15 protein-coding genes and 2 riboswitches are annotated in these 16,296 nt (G+C 66.9%); of the genes, 12 read left to right on the top strand and 3 right to left on the bottom strand.

Features of this window, described 5'->3' with window-relative positions; translation table 11 throughout:
• Positions 1-35: 35 nt before the first annotated feature.
• From A6745_RS13420 to A6745_RS13410, 3 genes are all read left to right on the top strand, one after another.
• A complete protein-coding gene (locus A6745_RS13420) occupies positions 36-974 on the top strand; it encodes a dihydrodipicolinate synthase family protein (RefSeq protein ID WP_066127842.1) in 939 nt (312 codons plus the stop codon).
• An 87-nt stretch (positions 975-1,061) separates the two neighbouring features.
• Complete coding sequence (locus A6745_RS13415) at positions 1,062-2,024, top strand: Bug family tripartite tricarboxylate transporter substrate binding protein (RefSeq protein WP_066127840.1); 963 nt, start codon at positions 1,062-1,064, stop codon at positions 2,022-2,024.
• On the top strand, positions 2,014-2,748 hold the full coding sequence (locus A6745_RS13410; protein WP_066127838.1) for an SDR family NAD(P)-dependent oxidoreductase: 735 nt from the start codon (positions 2,014-2,016) through the stop codon (positions 2,746-2,748). Before A6745_RS13415 ends, A6745_RS13410 begins: the two co-directional genes overlap by 11 nt.
• A 95-nt stretch (positions 2,749-2,843) precedes the next feature.
• Here A6745_RS13410 and A6745_RS29700 read toward each other — a convergent pair whose 3' ends face one another.
• Positions 2,844-3,005 carry a hypothetical protein gene (locus A6745_RS29700; RefSeq protein WP_407922730.1) on the bottom strand — a complete coding sequence of 54 codons (162 nt, stop codon included), beginning with the start codon at positions 3,003-3,005 and terminating at the stop codon, positions 2,844-2,846.
• 48 nt (positions 3,006-3,053) lie between these two features.
• Positions 3,054-3,479, bottom strand: coding sequence for a VOC family protein (locus tag A6745_RS13405; protein ID WP_066127836.1), 426 nt, complete (start codon positions 3,477-3,479; stop codon positions 3,054-3,056).
• Between the two features lie 368 nt (positions 3,480-3,847).
• Between A6745_RS13405 and A6745_RS13400 the strand changes: the two genes are divergently transcribed.
• The 3 genes from A6745_RS13400 (at position 3,848) to A6745_RS27875 (ending at position 8,022) form a co-directional block, all read left to right on the top strand.
• Positions 3,848-4,306: a hypothetical protein gene (locus A6745_RS13400; RefSeq protein ID WP_066127834.1), complete on the top strand. Its 459-nt coding sequence runs from the start codon at positions 3,848-3,850 to the stop codon at positions 4,304-4,306.
• Positions 4,307-4,550: 244 nt separating this feature from the next.
• Positions 4,551-6,812 (top strand): arginine/lysine/ornithine decarboxylase, encoded by a 2,262-nt coding sequence (locus tag A6745_RS13395; protein WP_066127832.1) that lies wholly within the window; start codon positions 4,551-4,553, stop codon positions 6,810-6,812.
• Between the two features lie 238 nt (positions 6,813-7,050).
• Positions 7,051-8,022 (top strand): NYN domain-containing protein, encoded by a 972-nt coding sequence (locus A6745_RS27875; RefSeq protein ID WP_082853049.1) that lies wholly within the window; start codon positions 7,051-7,053, stop codon positions 8,020-8,022.
• 38 nt (positions 8,023-8,060) lie between these two features.
• Here A6745_RS27875 and A6745_RS29355 read toward each other — a convergent pair whose 3' ends face one another.
• Positions 8,061-8,978: a DMT family transporter gene (locus A6745_RS29355; protein ID WP_066127830.1), complete on the bottom strand. Its 918-nt coding sequence runs from the start codon at positions 8,976-8,978 to the stop codon at positions 8,061-8,063.
• Between the two features lie 156 nt (positions 8,979-9,134).
• Here A6745_RS29355 and A6745_RS29350 point away from each other — a divergent pair, with 156 nt between their 5' ends.
• The 6 genes from A6745_RS29350 (at position 9,135) to gcvT (ending at position 16,246) form a co-directional block, all read left to right on the top strand.
• The gene (locus A6745_RS29350) at positions 9,135-10,061 is read left to right on the top strand and encodes an AraC family transcriptional regulator (RefSeq protein WP_082853048.1); all 927 of its coding nucleotides are present in this window, start codon (positions 9,135-9,137) and stop codon (positions 10,059-10,061) included.
• 157 nt (positions 10,062-10,218) lie between these two features.
• Entirely contained in the window at positions 10,219-11,418 is a 1,200-nt protein-coding gene (locus A6745_RS13380) for a BaiN/RdsA family NAD(P)/FAD-dependent oxidoreductase (RefSeq protein WP_066127828.1), read from the top strand.
• A gap of 320 nt (positions 11,419-11,738) precedes the next feature.
• On the top strand, positions 11,739-12,353 hold the full coding sequence (locus A6745_RS13375) for a superoxide dismutase (RefSeq protein ID WP_066127826.1): 615 nt from the start codon (positions 11,739-11,741) through the stop codon (positions 12,351-12,353).
• 292 nt (positions 12,354-12,645) lie between these two features.
• Positions 12,646-13,539 carry a ZIP family metal transporter gene (locus A6745_RS13370; protein ID WP_066127824.1) on the top strand — a complete coding sequence of 298 codons (894 nt, stop codon included), beginning with the start codon at positions 12,646-12,648 and terminating at the stop codon, positions 13,537-13,539.
• A gap of 111 nt (positions 13,540-13,650) precedes the next feature.
• A complete protein-coding gene (locus tag A6745_RS13365; protein ID WP_231885994.1) occupies positions 13,651-14,754 on the top strand; it encodes a mechanosensitive ion channel family protein in 1,104 nt (367 codons plus the stop codon).
• 78 nt (positions 14,755-14,832) lie between these two features.
• Positions 14,833-14,921, top strand: a riboswitch (glycine riboswitch).
• Between the two features lie 26 nt (positions 14,922-14,947).
• Positions 14,948-15,064: riboswitch (glycine riboswitch) on the top strand.
• A gap of 84 nt (positions 15,065-15,148) precedes the next feature.
• Positions 15,149-16,246 (top strand): glycine cleavage system aminomethyltransferase GcvT, encoded by a 1,098-nt coding sequence (gcvT, locus tag A6745_RS13360; protein WP_066127822.1) that lies wholly within the window; start codon positions 15,149-15,151, stop codon positions 16,244-16,246.
• The last annotated feature ends 50 nt before the right edge of the window (positions 16,247-16,296 follow it).

The raw sequence follows: 16,296 nt of genomic DNA, 5'->3' as shown, positions 1-16,296 counted from the left end.
GCGTGGCCAGGCCCTAACCACACTCGGAGACAAGCATGGCTTCCATCGCGAACTATCGCGGCATCATTCCCGCTATTTCGTGCCCCTTCACCCCGGATCACCGCATCGACGAACCCGCGTTGCGCAAGCTGGCCTCCTGGCTGGCGGACCACGATGGCGTGGTGGCGGTGATGACCAACGGCCACACCGGCGAAGTGTTCTCGCTGACCCCGGCCGAGCGCGCCCAGGTGACTCGCATCGTGGCCGACGAACTGCGCGGCCGCCTGCCGGTGATCTCGTCGCTGGTCTGCGAAGGGATCGCCGACGCCGCCGAGCAGGCCCGCATGGCCCGCGAGGCCGGCGCCGCCGCGCTGGACGTGATGCCGCCCCACCACTGGCTGCGCTTCGGTTTCACGTCGGGCCACGCCCTGCAGTATTTCCAGGCCATCCACCAGGCCGCGCCCGACCTGGACCTGGTCTGCCACGTGTATCCCGCCTGGACGCGCGCGGCGTACTCCTCGCAACTGCTGGCCGACCTGGCCCGGCTGCCCTACGTGCAGGCCTTCAAGGTGGGCCAGCGCGACATGAACAAGTATGCGCGCGACATCCAGGCGATGCGCGAGGCCAACCCCGGGAAGGCCATCCTGACCTGCCACGACGAATACCTGCTGGCCTCGATGGTGCAGGGCGTGGACGGCGCGCTGGTGGGCTTCGCGACGTTCATCCCGCAACTGATCATCGATCTGTGGGAAGCGGTCAAGGCGGGCGACCTGCGCCGCGCGCAGGCGGTGCAGGCCGTGATCACCCCGTTGAAGGACGCGGTGTACGGCGGTGGCGAACCTACTGGCGAGGCCCACGCCCGCATGAAGATGGGCATGTATCTGGCCGGCGTGCTGGACGACGCCACGGTGCGTCCGCCCACCGAATCTCCGGACGAGCAGGAAGTGCAGGCCCTGCGTGCCGCATTGCAGCAGGCGGGTTTGCTCAAGCGTTGAGCAGCAGGCAGTACGAGTACGGCGGGAAAAACGGCGGGCGTGGTGTCCCACGCCTTGCCGATCCAAAATAGATAACGGAGACAAATCATGCTGAAGAAGTTGCTGTCGTACGCGCTGTGCGCACTGCCGCTGGTGGGCGCCGCGACCGTCCACGCGGCGGGCTATCCCGAGCGCCCGATCCGGATGGTGATTCCTTTTCCGCCGGGCGGTACGCTGGACGCGCTGGGCCGCGACGTGGCCAAGCAGCTCAGCGACCAGACCGGCCAGAACGTGGTGGTGGAGAACCGCGCGGGCGGCAACGGCACCATCGGCGCCGACGTGGTGGCGCGGTCGAAGGCGGATGGCTATACGCTGCTGTTCAGCGCCTCCACCTTCGTGACCGCGCCGATGACGATGACCTCGGTGCCGTTCAAGGTGGAGAAGGACTTCGTGCCGGTGGCCATGGCCGCCAAGGCGCCGCTGTCGGTGTCGGTGCGGAAGGACTTGCCCGTGAAGGACCTGGCCGACCTGCTGAAGTACGCCAAGGCCAATCCGGGCAAGCTGACGTTCGCCGTGGGCTCGATCGGCTCGGCCGGCCACCTGTCCACCGCGCTGCTCAAGCGCCTGGGCGGCATGGATTACATGGTGGTGCCCTACAAGGGTACGGCGCCGGCCTTCCAGGACCTGATCGGCGGCCGGATCGACGGTTTCATCGACCCCGTGCTGGGCGCGATGGAGTACTACCGCAGCGGCATGCTGCGCATCCTGGCGGTGACGGCCGACAAGCGCCTGGGCAGCCTGCCCGACGTGCCGACCGTCAGCGAGACCCTGCCGGGCTACCAGTACTACAGCTGGTACGGCCTGTGGGCGCCGGCCGGCACGCCGCCCGGGATCGTGCAGAAGCTGAACACCGAGGTGAACAAGGCGCTGGGCGGCGACATCCAGGCGAAGTACACCAGGCTGGGCCTGTTGATCACCCCGGGCAGCGTCGAGGATTTCGCGCGCTTCCAGCGCGAGGACATGGCCGCCGCCAAGCGCCTGATCGACGAAGAGGGCATCCGTGTCGAATGACGAGGCCAGTGGCGGGGCCGGGCCGCGATCGGCCGATCATGGCCTTGCCGTGGTGACTGGCGCGGCTGGCGGTATCGGCCTGGCCATCGTGCGGCACCTGCTGGCGGATGGCTGGCGGGTGGCCGGACTGGACCTGGGAGCGTCCTCGCTCGCGCATCCCGCCTACCGGCACGTCGCCGTTGACCTGTGCGATGCCGATGCCACGGCCCGGACGCTGCAAGGGCTGCAGGACGCCAGAGCCCTGGTGCATTGCGCCGGCGTGTTGCGGGTGGGCACGCTGCGGGACCTGAATCCGGCCGACGGCCTGCGGATGTGGACCCTGCACGTGGACGCCGCGGTGCGGTTGGCGCAGGGTCTGCTGCCGGCCTTGTCGGGCAGCGGGCGGGGCAGGGTCGTGCTGATCGGCAGCCGGGTGGCGCAGGGCATGCCCGGACGCAGCCTGTACGCGGCCTCGAAGGCGGCGCTGGTGGCCCTGGCGCGCAGTTGGGCGGCCGAGCTGGCGGCAAGCGGGGTCACGGTCAACGTGGTGTCGCCCGCCGCCACGCAGACCGGCATGCTGGCTGATCCCGCGCGGGCGGCCAGCGCGCCCCGGCTGCCTCCCATCGGCCGGCTGATCCAGCCGGATGAAATCGCGGCGACGGTGGGGTTCCTGCTGTCGGACGCGGTCGCCGCGATCACCGGGCAGGACCTGGCGGTGTGCGGCGGATCGTCGCTGCCGCGTTGAGGTTGTCCACAGGCGCGCCGCGGAATCGGGCGTGGCGCGCCTTCAAACGGTCCGGCGGGCCGGGGCCGGCGTCAAGTTGTCCACATGGCGCCGCGTCAGCGCCGGTATTCGTAGTGGATGTCCCACTCTTCTTCGCCCGTCTGGACGAAGCCGCAGCGCAGGTAGAAGGCATTGGATTCGCTGCCGCGCAGGGCGGTCAGGGCATCGAAATCGTCGTCTGTGACGGGCAGGAACTGCACGGCGGTGGAAGTCGGCATGGTGGGGCATACGATGCCACACCCAACGTGGCCCGGACAAGGCCCGCCCTATGACTGCCAGGGATCGTACGTCCCGAAACTCCATACGTGCCCTTCGGGATCGCGGCAGGTGAAGCCGCGTCCGCCATAGTCGGCATCGGCGATCTCGATCAGGATCGTCGCGCCCGCGGCCTTGGCGCGCGCATGGAGCGCGTCGGCGTCGTCCACGATCACGTAGGCGCTCTGGGTCTCGCGGTGGCCGATCTCGTCGGGCTGCGCCATGTTCCGCGCGAAGTCGCTGTCCAGCACCGAGCCCAGCATGATCATGCCGTTGCCCAGCGTCAGCTGGGCGTGCAGGATGGTGTCTGCCGGGCCGGGCACGACCAGGTGCGCCGAGAAGCCGAAGGCCTGCTCCAGCCATTCGATGGCGGCGCGGGCGTTGCGGTAGCGCAGGCACGGGACGATGCGGGCGGGTCCGGCGGGGGCTTGGGTCATGGCATTTCCTCCTGGATGGATGGGGTGGCGACGGCGTCATGGCCGCGCGCGCTGAGTTGCAGGACGCACAGGCCGTGCCCGCCGCGCGCGACCCGGCGGGCTTGCGCAACAGGTATAGCCGCACATTGACGCCCACCCGCTCCACGCCGTCCTGGCGTTGCACAGGCGCAACGCGGCGATGCAACGGGGTGCGCGCGTGTTTTTCTGTTTGTAGGCGCATCAGGCCACTGGGGCGTCTCCAGTATGGCTCCGGGGGCGGAAATCCTGCAAGACCGCGTACCGCCCCGCCGCGCGGGGTGTGCCGTGTCGACCCGGTACTTATAATGGATTCGTCGAGTCGCGTGGTGTGCCGCGCAGGAGCCAGACCCATGTTCGGTTTCCTCAACAAGACCCAGGTCCGATATGTCGACCCGCAGGTGCAGGACGAATTCGTCCAGAAGGTGAGCGCCGCGGCCGATGCCTTCCTGCTGGCCGTCGAGCCTGCCGAGCGGGCCGCCTACGACTTCAGCCCGGGTAGCGTCATCCGCCTGGATGCCGCGGCGGCCCGGGTGCGCGATGGCGCTCTCGAACTCACTCCTTTGCAGCGCGTGGGCATGGCTGCCTACCTGTACGAGGTGGCGCGGCGCCACCAGGGCGGCATCTACGAGGTGTGCGATGACGACGATCCCGTCGTGCTGGTCACCGGCGACCCGCAGTGCGAGATCTGCCTGTGCGCCATTTCACGTGTCGAGCGCAACCTGGCCGGCGCCCAGCCGGAACCGCTGTCGGACCTCTACGCCCGTTACGTCGACGCCGTCCAGGCCGACCGGCCCGAGCTGGTTCGTTGACGCGGCTTTGTCCCATCGCGTTCGACCGGAGCGCTTTTCGCCGCCGGGCCGCCACAAGGCAAAGAAGCCCCCTTGGGGGGCAGCAAGCCGAAGGCGCGGCGTGGCGGCCCTATCCCCGCTGTCAACAGCACGTCCTGTTCTCGCAGTACACTCGCGTCCGTTTTGACCCAAGCCTGCCTTGCATCCCCACGGCGGGCCGCCGGCCCATCCTCCCTCGCGTCACGCCTTGCCCTGGAGCGCCCGCATGAAATTCCGCTTCCCCATTTTCATCATCGACGAAGACTACCGCTCCGAGAATGCCTCGGGTCTGGGTATTCGCGCCCTGGCGTCGGCCATCGAGGCCGAGGGCGTCGAGGTGCTCGGCGTGACCAGCTACGGCGACCTCAGTTCGTTCGCCCAGCAGCAGAGCCGCGCCAGCGCGTTCATCCTGTCGATCGACGATGAGGAATTCGACGACTCGTCGCCCGAGGACGTGGCCAGCGCCATCAAGAACCTGCGTTCGTTCATCGGCGAACTGCGTTTCCGCAACGCCGACATCCCGATCTACCTGTACGGCGAGACGCGCACGTCCGAGCACATCCCGAACGACATCCTGCGCGAGCTGCACGGCTTCATCCACATGTTCGAGGACACCCCCGAATTCGTGGCCCGCCACATCATCCGCGAAGCCCGCAGCTACGTCGACGGCCTGGCGCCGCCGTTCTTCCGCGAACTGGTCGAGTACGCCCAGGAAGGCTCGTACTCGTGGCACTGCCCCGGACACTCGGGCGGCGTCGCGTTCCTGAAGAGCCCCGTGGGCCAGATGTTCCACCAGTTCTTCGGCGAGAACATGCTGCGCGCCGACGTGTGCAACGCCGTGGACGAACTGGGCCAGCTGCTGGACCACACCGGCCCGGTGGCGGAGTCCGAGCTGAACGCCGCCCGCATCTTCCATGCCGACCATTGCTTCTTCGTCACCAACGGCACGTCCACCTCCAACAAGGTCGTGTGGCATGCCAACGTGGCCGCCGGCGACGTGGTCGTGGTCGACCGCAACTGCCACAAGTCGATCCTGCACGCCATCACGATGACGGGCGCGATCCCGGTGTTCCTGCGGCCCACCCGCAACCACCTGGGCATCATCGGCCCCATCCCGCTGGAAGAGTTCGACCCCGAGAACATCCGCAGGAAGATCGAGGCCAACCCCTTCGCCCGCGAAGCGGTGAACAAGAACCCGCGCATCCTGACGCTGACGCAGAGCACCTACGACGGCGTGATCTACAACGTCGAGATGATCAAGGAAAAGCTGGGCGACTACGTCGACACGCTGCACTTCGACGAAGCCTGGCTGCCTCACGCGTCGTTCCACGAGTACTACCAGGACATGCACGCCATCGGCGAGAACCGCCCGCGCCGCAAGGAAGGCATGGTGTTCGCCACGCACTCGACGCACAAGCTGCTGGCCGGCATCTCGCAAGCCTCGCAGATCATCGTGCAGGAATCCGAGACGCGCAAGCTCGACCGCAACATCTTCAACGAGGCGTACCTGATGCACACCTCGACGTCGCCGCAGTACGCGATCATCGCGTCGTGCGACGTGGCCGCGGCCATGATGGAGCCCCCGGGCGGCACCGCGCTGGTCGAGGAAAGCATCCGCGAAGCCATGGACTTCCGCCGCGCCATGCGCAAAGTGGAATCCGAGTTCGGCAAGAACGACTGGTGGTTCAAGGTCTGGGGCCCCAACCGCCTGCCGCCGGAGGGCATCGGCCACCGCGACGACTGGATCCTGGAGGCCAACGACCACTGGCACGGCTTCGGCGAGATGGCCGAAGGCTTCAACATGCTGGACCCGATCAAGGCCACGGTCATCACCCCGGGCCTGGACATGTCGGGCAGCTTCGGCGAGACCGGCATCCCGGCCGCGCTGGTGTCCAAGTACCTGACCGAGCACGGCGTGGTGGTCGAGAAGACCGGCCTGTATTCGTTCTTCATCCTGTTCACCATCGGCATCACCAAGGGCCGCTGGAACACGCTGCTGACCGCGTTGCAGCAGTTCAAGGACGACTACGACCGCAACCAGCCGCTGTGGCGCATCCTGCCCGAGTTCTGCCGCGATCATCGCCGCTACGAGCGCATGGGCCTGCGTGACCTGTGCCAGCAGATCCACGAAGCCTACCGCGAGCGCGACGTGGCCCGCCTGACCACCGAGATGTACCTGAGCGACATGGTGCCGGCCCTCAAGCCGTCCGACGCCTTCGCCCGCATGGCGCACCGCGAGGTCGAGCGCGTGGCGATCGACGAACTGGAAGGCCGCGTGACGGGCGTGCTGCTGACGCCGTATCCCCCGGGCATCCCGCTGCTGATCCCGGGCGAGCGCTTCAACCGCACCATCGTCCAGTACCTGCAGTTCGCCCGCGAGTTCAACTCGCGCTTCCCGGGCTTCGAGACCTACATCCACGGCTTGGCCGAAGAAGCGGCGCCGGACGGCAGCAAGCGCTACTACGTGGATTGCCTGAAGGAAGACTGATCCGGTAAGGCGTCAGGGTGAATGTGTCGGAGAAATCCGCCCCGTGCTCTTGAGTTGTGCTGCCAGTTGGTAAAAAAATGCCTACTGGCACTCGATTCGGATGCGTTGGTAAAGAATTTCTTGACTTCGCCGTGGGTGCTGGTTAGAATTTGGGTCCCAGCTGTTCACTTTAAGTGCATACCGTGACAGCCGGCTTAGGGCCCCCGCTACGTCGGGGGCTTTGCTTTTCGAGGCTACGATGGATCGTCTTGCTATTTTTGTCGATGCTGGCTATCTGCTCTCTCAGGCAGCTAAGGTGCTAAGCGCAGGAGGTTCGCAACAACGCTCAGAAGTCGATATAACCGATCATTCTGGATTAGTTCAGTATTTGATAGGGGTCGCTTCACGTTCGCTTCAGAACTCTAATTTGCTCAGAGTGTATTGGTACGATGGCGTTCGCAATGGAGCCATGACCACAGAGCACAGAAAAATTAGTGAAGTAGACGATGTGCAGTTTCGTGCCGGTACAGTGAACGGTACTGGTCAGCAGAAAGGGGTAGATTCAAAGATCGTCACTGATCTAATTGAATTGGCTTCAAACCACGCGATATGCGACGCACTTCTCGTGACGGGAGATGGCGACATTGCGATTGGAGTGGAGCTTGCCCAAAAGAAGGGTGTGCGTGTTGCAATTCTTGGTATTGCCGCCCCCAATATAGTGCCTAGCCAAAATCCTGAGCTATTGTTACTAGCAGATCGCCATATCGTTGCTGGTGTTTCGGACGTTTCTCCCTATCTGACATACCGACGTAGATCGAATCGACTTGGTGCACAGAGTTCTGGAGCGGCGGTCGCAGGTGGGATGACTGCAACCTCCCAGAGTCCTGCGCTCGGTGCCATTGCTTCTCCGTCTTCTAATCCGCAGCAGGTTTCAGTTAATGCCGCATCTGGAGCGGGGGCAACTGGCTCCGCGAGCGTCCTTCCTCCTGCCGCTATTAGTGCTCCTGTTCCATTGGATGATCAAGCGCTACTTGATAGAGTAGTTAGGCCTTTTTTCAGCAGGCAACAGACTCCTCTTGTGGCCCAACATGTGGCACCGCAAATAGACGCAGAAGTTGATAGGAAGCTTTTGCGCGCGTTATCTGGATACATCGGAGGCAGGGCTGCTCCAAGTGAGGTCTCGACCGTGAGGCGGCTGTTGCGGCAATTGGTACTGCGTCAAATCACGTAGCCAGCTTTCAGCCGCTATTGACGCTTCATTCGAAAGACCTACTCGACGAAGCAGCGTCTCCGGCGCGCTGACACAAATGACGCGATCCTGCCCGGCGCCCCGAACACCACCAGGTTGCCGGCCACCACCAGCGCCAGGCCGAGTACGGCCAGGGGCGACCATTGATAGCCCTCGAACAGTGTGGACGCGGCCAGCGCCACGAACGGGAACAGCACCGTGCAGTATGCGGCGCGCTCCGGCCCGATGCGCGCCACCAGCGTCAGGTAGGCCGTGAAACCGATCACCGATCCGGGAATCGCCAGGTAGAGCAGGGCGCCCAGGTAGCGGGCGTCGGTGTCCAGGCCCAGGGGCAGGCCGGCGGCCAGGCTGCCCAGCGTCAGCACCGAGGCCCCCACCAGCATGGCCCATGCGTTGGCCGTCAGCGGATGCAGCCCCATGGCCGACATGCGCGTGGACAGCAGGTTGCCGGTGGAGAAGCACAAGGTGCCCAGCACCGCCAGGCCCATGCCCAGCCAGGTGTCCGAGTCGTCCAGGTGGCCCGCCATCTGCTGGATCGACAGCGCGCCGATGCCCGCCAGGCCCAGCAGGGCGCCGGCGATGACCTGCGGCTGCAGCGGCCGGCCCATGAAGAGGCGGCCGTTGATGGCGTTCAACAGCGGCGCCAGCGAGAACACCACGGCGACCAGGCCGCTGGCCACGTAGTGTTCCGAGTAGTAGAAACACAGGAAATTCAGGCAGAACAGCGCCAGGCCCTGCGCCACCAGGAAGCGCCATGCGCCCGCGGGCGGCAGAATGGGGCGGCGCAGCAGCCGCAGCAGGGCGAACAGCACCAGTGCCGCGATGCCGAAGCGCCAGCCGATGGACACCGGCGGGGGCACCACGCCGATCTGCCACTTGATGGCGATCCAGGTCGTGCCCCAGATCAGGACGGTCAGCAGGTAGAGGGCGAGGTTCATGGCAGATGGCGGGACGAACGGCTTCAGGGATGGCGATTCTGTGCCTGCCCCGGCCACCGCGATTGTCCAGGCTTGCGCTTTTGTCGCCGCCGGCCCGCCCGGCAGGGGCGCCGCGTCCCTATACTGTCTGGTATCGCCTGCCCTGCCTGTCATTCCGTGAACTCCGCCGAATCCGTTGCCGCGCCCGCCGACCTGCCGCCCTTCGGCCTGCAGTCGGTCTGTCATGCCCTGGGATCCGCCGACGCCAGGCTGGAACGCTTCGCCTGGCTGGGCGACCAACTGGCCGTGGCCATCTGGACGCGCCAGACCGAAGAGGCGGAAACCATCTACGTGAAGCCGGGGCATCACACGCTGTCGTGCTACCTGGACGGGGGCTACCGTACCGAGCGCCAACGCGTGCCGGGCCATGGCGCGCCCAGCAAGCTGTGCACGCTGCCGGGCGAGCACGAGTCGCGCTGGTGGGTGCGCGGCTACATGCATTTCATGCACCTGTACTTCCTGCCCGAGCATTTCACCCGCCGGGCGGTGATCGAACTGGACCGCGAGCCGCGCGAGTTGACATTGGCCGACCGCACCTATTTCGAGGACGGGCAACTGGCCGAGCTGTGCCGGTCGCTGGCCGGTTTCGACTGGGACGACGCCGACGGCCGCCTGCGCGCCAACCAGACCGCGCACGAGGCGCTCAGCCTGCTGCTGCGCGGCCAGAGCATGACGCGGTCCGGCGCCGCGCCCAAAGGCGGCCTGTCGGTGGCGGTGCGCCGCCGCCTGCGCGACTACATCGACGCGCACCTCACCCAGTCGCTGACGCTGGGCGACCTGGCCGAGGTGGCGGCGTTGTCCGAGTTCCATCTGGCGCGCATGTTCCACGTGTCGTTCGGCCTGCCGCCGCACGCCTGGATCGCCCAGGCGCGCGTGGACCGGGCCCGCGGGCTGCTGAGCGCCACGGCATTGCCGCTGGCCGAGGTGGCCGCGCGGTGCGGCTATGCCAACGTCAGCCATTTCAGCCACCGTTTCCGCGCCAGCGTCGGCGCCACGCCGAACGCCTACCGGCTGGCCTTGCGGCCGGGCGCGACCAAGGCGTAGCAGCGGCTGCGCAGGCATTGCCCGGCGTCTGGCCAGGCGGGCGCCGCCGGGCAGGGCACTTCCGCCTGCCGGTTCTTCCGCGCTGTTTACACTACACTGCCGGCCCATCCCCCGCAGTGCGAGGCCGCTTCCGTGTGAACCGGCCCGAGACCTTTTCATGTACGACGTAGCAATACTTGGGGCCGGCGCCGCCGGCATGATGTGCGCCGCCGTCGCGGGCCAGCGCGGCCTGCGCGTGGTGCTGATCGACCATGCCGGGAAACTGGCCGAGAAGATCCGCATCTCGGGCGGCGGCCGCTGCAACTTCACCAACATCGGCGCGGGCCCCGCCAATTTCCTGTCCGAGAACCCGCATTTCTGCCGTTCGGCGTTGGCCGGCTACACGCCGCGCGAGTTCCTGGACCTGGTGCGCGCGCATCGCATTGCCTGGCACGAGAAGCATCGCGGCCAGCTGTTCTGCGACGACTCCAGCGAGTCCATCATCGACATGCTGCGCGCCGAGTGCCAGCAGGGCGGAGTGTCGTGGCGCATGCCGTGCAGCGTGCAGGAGATCGGCCGCGAGAACGAGGCCTACGTGCTGCGCACCAGCCAGGGCGAGGTGCGCGCGGCCAAGCTGGTGGTGGCCACCGGCGGCATGGCCATCCCGCAATTGGGCGCCACCGATTTCGGCCTGAAGATCGCCCGCCAGTTCGGCCTGAAGGTGGTCGATCCGCGTCCGGCGCTGGTGCCGCTGACCTTCGATGCCGAGCAGTGGAAGCCGTTCGCCGAGCTGTCCGGCGTGGCGCTCGAGGTCGGCCTGGCAACCGGGCAGGGCAAGGCGCGCGGCGAGTTCCTGGAAGACCTGTTGTTCACGCACCGGGGGCTGTCGGGGCCCGCCATCCTGCAGATCTCCAGCTACTGGAAACCGGGCGAGCCCATCTCGCTGGATCTGGCCCCCGGCCGCGACATGGCCGGGGAGTTGCTGGCCGTGAAGGCTGGCAACCGCCAGCAATTGCATACCGTGCTGGGCGGCATGTGGCCCAAGCGCCTGGCCGACCGCTGGCTGCAGGCCGCCGGTCCGGGCGGGCAGGACCTGTCGGCCAGCCGCGTGGCCGACCTGCCCGACCGTGCGCTGCGCGAGCTGGGCGCTCGCATCAACCAGTGGCAACTGGTGCCCACCGGCACCGCCGGCTACAAGAAGGCCGAGGTGATGCGCGGCGGGGTGGATACGCGTGGCTTGGACCAGAAGTCCATGCAGGCGCGCACCGTGCCGGGCCTGTATTTCATCGGCGAGACGGTCGACGTGACCGGCTGGCTGGGCGGCTACAACTTCCAGTGGGCCTGGGCGTCGGCCGTGGCCTGCGGGCGGGCGCTGTAGCAGCGCCACCCCGAGGCACATCTTGTCCCTGCGATCCACGCGGTTGTTGTATTGAATGTAAATTACTATCATTAGTATTCGTTTTTGTGGATTTCCCCGGCGCTGTCGGAAGGAGTCCGCATGGTCCGCCTGGCACAGCAACACGCGTTGACGCGCGGCGTGCATCCCGACACCAGCCTGGCGCGCTGGCCGTCCATCACCCGGCGCGGCCGTTCCAGACGTTGCCGAACTGAGCCGGGCACGGCCTTGCGGCCCGGGCTCGCCGCGATCCCTTTCCAGACCGACGCCCTCCGCCGGAGGGCCCCAACCGGAGCTTCCGCATGGCCTATTCCTTGCCGCCCCTGCCTTATGCCTACGATGCGCTCGAACCGCACATCGACACGCAGACGATGGAGATCCACTACACGCGCCATCACCAGACCTACATCAACAACCTGAACGCCGCCCTGGAAGGCGCCGGCCTGCCGACGGACCGTCCGGTGGACGACCTGGTGGCCGATCTCGATAAGCTGCCTGAAACCGTGCGCGGCGCCGTGCGCAACAATGGCGGCGGCCACGCCAACCACAGCCTGTTCTGGACGGTGATGTCGCCTCAGGGCGGCGGTGCGCCCAGCGGCAAGCTGGCCGTGGCCATCGATGCCGAACTGGGCGGGCTGGAATCCTTTCGCGACGCGTTCACCAAGGCCGCCCTGTCGCGTTTCGGCAGCGGCTGGGCCTGGCTGAGCGTGAGCCCGCAAGGCAAGCTGGTGGTGGAAAGCTCCGCCAACCAGGACAGCCCGCTGATGCACGGCAACACGCCCATCCTTGGGCTGGACGTGTGGGAGCACGCCTACTACCTGAAGTACCAGAACCGCCGTCCGGAATACATCGGCGCGTTCTACAACGTGGTCCACTGGAGCGAAGTGGCGCGCCGCTACGAGGCCGCGTTGGCGTGATGCCGGCCCGTGCGCCGTTCGCCCGACCGCGGCGATCATGCGATCGCCGCGCACCGCCGAAACCGTGAGTGGCGGGCAGGCATGATCCATGCTGGAGGCTTTCCGGAGCGCCCAGCAGTCTTGGGCGGACCGGCGGCATCACGATGAGGTTGTGCCGTTTAATGAAAATAAATATCATTAACAAATATGAATGGCGGGCCTCCACCGAGGCCGCGTCTTCTCACCGGACAGGTCCCTGGTCGCGGGGGCTCCGGTGCATTCCGAAACCAGGCAGCACGGCAGGAACCTTTCCGTGAACACCCACAGTCGCCATCGTGTACGTCCCGCCGCCACCAGCGTCAGCCTCTGGACCATGGCGGTATTGGTGTCGTGCCTGGCGATGTATCAGTTGTGGGCCTATCTGTCCGTGCGCACGCCCGCCGTGTCCGACGCCCTGGCGGGCGGCATGGTGGCCGCGGTGGCCACGGCGCTGGGCACCCTGCCCGTGCTGTTCTCGCAGACGTTGTCGGAGAAGGTGCAGGACATCATGTTCGGCTTCGGCGCCGGCGTGATGCTGGCGGCCTGCGCGTTTTCGCTGGTGGTGCCCGGCGTGGCGGCGGGCGAGGCGCTGGGCTACGGCGCCTGGACGGCCTCCGGCATCGTCGGCGCGGCCATCCTGCTGGGCGGCGCGGCGCTGCTGCTGATGGACCGCCTGCTGCCCCACGAGCATTTCATCAAGGGCAAGGAGGGCGCCGACGTGCAGAAGCTGCGGCGCACCTGGCTGTTCGTTTTCGCGATCATCCTGCACAACCTGCCCGAAGGCCTGGCCATCGGCGTGGGGTTCGTGGGCAGCGATGCCGTGCGCGGCACGGCGCTGGCCACCGGCATCGCCATCCAGGATGTCCCCGAGGGGCTGGTGGTCGCCGTGGCGCTGGTGGCGGCGGGTTATGGCCGTGCCATGGCGGTGGCCATCGGCATGCTGTCGGGCCTGGTCGAGCCGCTGGGCGCGGTACTGGGCGCGGCGGTGGTCGGCTGGTCCGCCGCCATGCTGCCATGGGGACTGGGGTTCGCGGCGGGTGCCATGCTGTTCGTGATCAGCCACGAGATCATCCCCGAGTCGCACCGCAAGGGGCACGAGGTGCCGGCGACGGCGGGATTGATGGTGGGCTTCGTGCTGATGATGATGCTGGATACGGTGCTGGGCTAGGCCCGGCGTCATCAAAACTTAACGCCCCTGCGCTGTACGGGAACGTCCCATGTGCGCACAATGGGGCTTTCGATCGCACAGGCAAGGAAGTTCTCATCCGTGGATAACGCCGTGACCCATCTATTTTCCGACTGGGATTTCCTGGGGATTCCGGTCCTGAACTGGCTCTTCGCGTTGGGCGTCGCGTGCGCCGTGTTCCTCGTCGCACGATTCGCCGTCGCCTTCCTGGTGCGGAAGTTCCAGGCCGACGCGGGGGCGTCCCGCTCGCAGTTCAAGTCGGTCATCCGCGAAGCCGCGGATGCCACCAGCAACCTGCTGCTGGTCCTGGCGGCGATACTGGTCGGCGCGGGCGTGCTGGACCTGCCGGAACGCTGGGCCGGCCGCATCGGTTCGCTGTGGTTCGTGGTGGCCGTGCTGCAGGTGGCGCTGTGGGCGCATCGGGCGGTGACGCTGGGCATGACGCACTACTTCCGCCGCCACGCCGCGGCGCAGGGATCGCAGGTCAGCGCGCTGGCCTCGCTGTCGATGTGGGCCCTGAAGGTGCTGCTGTGGACCATCGTCTTGCTGGCGATGCTGTCCAACCTGGGCGTGAACATCACCGCGTTCGTGGCCAGCCTCGGGGTGGGCGGCATCGCGGTCGCGCTGGCTGTCCAGAACGTCCTCGGCGATCTGTTCGCCTCGCTGGCGATCGCCGTCGACAAGCCTTTCGAGGTAGGCGATTTCATCGTGGTCAACGGCAGCTCGGGCACGGTCGAGCACGTCGGACTGAAGACCACGCGGATCCGCAGCCTGGGCGGCGAGCAGATCATCATGTCCAACACCAGCCTGTTGGGCAACACCATCCAGAACTTCAAGCGCCTGCAGGAGCGCCGCATCGTATTCAAGTTCGGCCTGACCTACGACTGCACGGCGGACCAATTGCGCCGGGTGCCGGGCATCATCGAAGAGATCATCCGGATGCAGGAAAAGACGCGCTTCGATCGTTGCCACTTCCAGTCGTTCGGAGACAGCTCCCTGGATTTCGAGGTGGTCTATATCGTCCTGGAGCCGGGCTACAACGCGTACATGGACATCCAGCAGGCGGTCAACATCGCCATGATCGAGCAGTTCTCGGCGCTTGGCGTGGAATTCGCCTTTCCGACGCGCACGCTGCATATCGCATCGCAGGCGGCAGCGCCCGCCAGCGACGGGACGGCGCCAGCAGCCACGGCCTGACGCCATGGCGCGGGGCGGGGCACGAGACCGTCCCCGCTTTTCCCCGTCCCGCTTTCGGAGTATGCTTGCCGCGCTGTCACGCTGGTCGCGGGAGAGAGCCGTTCATTCGGCCGCCGAAGGCGCAATTCGCCCGGAATCGCTCAGGTAACCCATACCGCAACCGCATCGTCCGCCGCGCGCATCGCGCCGGATGAAACAGCACTCTGGAGAGACCTGGGGTCCGCCGCATGGCGTGGATTACCCAGGCGCCGAAGGTGCAAACCCGCGACGTTGCGGGGCAACTCTCAGGCAAAAGGACAGAGGGGCGGAAGATTCGGCCGATCGCCGGGGCTTTCCGCTTCCGCATCGGCATCGCGCAACCCTCGCGGCAACGCTGCCGCCGGAGCCTCTCCGCATGTCCGCACCTCTGCAACGCACTCCGCTGTTCGACGAACACCTTGCCGCCAACGCCCGCATGGTCGATTTCGGTGGCTGGGAAATGCCCCTGTCCTACGGCTCCCAGATCGAGGAGCATCACGCCGTGCGCCGCGCCGCCGGCATGTTCGACGTCTCGCACATGCTGAACGTGGACGTCGCGGGCGCCGGTGCCAAGGCTTTCCTGCAGCGCCTGATCGCCAACGACGTGGCCAGGCTGACCGTGCCGGGCAAGGCCCTGTACAGCTGCATGCTGAACCCGCAAGGCGGGGTCATCGATGACCTGATCGTCTATTTCTTCTCCGAGGACAGGTGGCGCGTGGTGGTCAACGCCGGCACCGCCGACAAGGACGTCGCCTGGATGCGCCGCGTGGCCGCGTCGGGCAATTTCGACGTCGCCATCGCCGCGCGCCGCGACCTGGCCATGGTGGCCGTGCAAGGCCCCGAGGCCCGCGCCAAGGTCTGGGCCGCGCGCCCGGCCTGGCAGGCCCAGTCCGAGCCGCTGGGCGTGTTCTCGGCGGCCCTGCTGGGCGAGACGCTGGTGGCCCGCACCGGCTACACCGGCGAAGACGGTTTCGAGATCGTGCTGCCCGCCGCGGAAGTCGCCACGCTTTGGCGCGATCTGATCGCGCAGGGCGTGCAGCCCTGCGGCCTGGGCGCGCGCGACACGCTGCGCCTGGAGGCCGGCATGAACCTGTACGGCCAGGACATGGACGAACTGATCCACCCCGACCAGGCCGGCCTGACCTGGACGGTGTCGCTGAAGGATGCCTCCCGCCGCTTCATCGGCCGCGATGCCATCGAGCAATTCGCCACGCCCGCTGCCTTCCTGGGCCTGAAGCTGCAGGAGCGCGGCGTGATGCGTGCCCACATGGCCGTGCGCACCGCGCGGGGCGCGGGCGAAGTCACCAGCGGCACCATGTCGCCCACGCTGGGCGTGTCCGTGGGCTTTGCCCGCCTGCCGGCCGGCGTGCAGCCCGGCGATGCCGCCGAGGTCGAGATCCGCGGCAAGTGGGTGCCGGCGCAGGTCTGCAAACTGCCTTTCGTGCGTAACGGCAAGCCCGTCGAACACTCGTAAACTCGTAGCTTCCGGCCCCGCGCGGCCGGAAGGCGCGCAACCTTTTCCCG

The organism is Bordetella ansorpii, assembly GCF_900078705.1.
Classification (GTDB): Bacteria; Pseudomonadota; Gammaproteobacteria; order Burkholderiales; family Burkholderiaceae_B; genus Bordetella; species Bordetella ansorpii_A.
Note: the sequence above shows the minus strand (reverse complement) of the source record. Positions and strands in the feature narration are given on the sequence as shown.

Coding starts and splice junctions, on each gene's coding strand:
- gcvT (WP_066127822.1), top strand. CDS start 15,149: ATGTCCGCACCTCTGCAACGCACTCCGCTGTTCGACGAACACCTTGCC.
- A6745_RS13405 (WP_066127836.1), bottom strand. CDS start 3,479: ATGACCCAAGCCCCCGCCGGACCCGCCCGCATCGTCCCGTGCCTGCGC.
- A6745_RS13400 (WP_066127834.1), top strand. CDS start 3,848: ATGTTCGGTTTCCTCAACAAGACCCAGGTCCGATATGTCGACCCGCAG.
- A6745_RS13375 (WP_066127826.1), top strand. CDS start 11,739: ATGGCCTATTCCTTGCCGCCCCTGCCTTATGCCTACGATGCGCTCGAA.
- A6745_RS29355 (WP_066127830.1), bottom strand. CDS start 8,978: ATGAACCTCGCCCTCTACCTGCTGACCGTCCTGATCTGGGGCACGACC.
- A6745_RS13415 (WP_066127840.1), top strand. CDS start 1,062: ATGCTGAAGAAGTTGCTGTCGTACGCGCTGTGCGCACTGCCGCTGGTG.
- A6745_RS27875 (WP_082853049.1), top strand. CDS start 7,051: ATGGATCGTCTTGCTATTTTTGTCGATGCTGGCTATCTGCTCTCTCAG.
- A6745_RS13395 (WP_066127832.1), top strand. CDS start 4,551: ATGAAATTCCGCTTCCCCATTTTCATCATCGACGAAGACTACCGCTCC.
- A6745_RS13420 (WP_066127842.1), top strand. CDS start 36: ATGGCTTCCATCGCGAACTATCGCGGCATCATTCCCGCTATTTCGTGC.
- A6745_RS29700 (WP_407922730.1), bottom strand. CDS start 3,005: ATGCCGACTTCCACCGCCGTGCAGTTCCTGCCCGTCACAGACGACGAT.
- A6745_RS13380 (WP_066127828.1), top strand. CDS start 10,219: ATGTACGACGTAGCAATACTTGGGGCCGGCGCCGCCGGCATGATGTGC.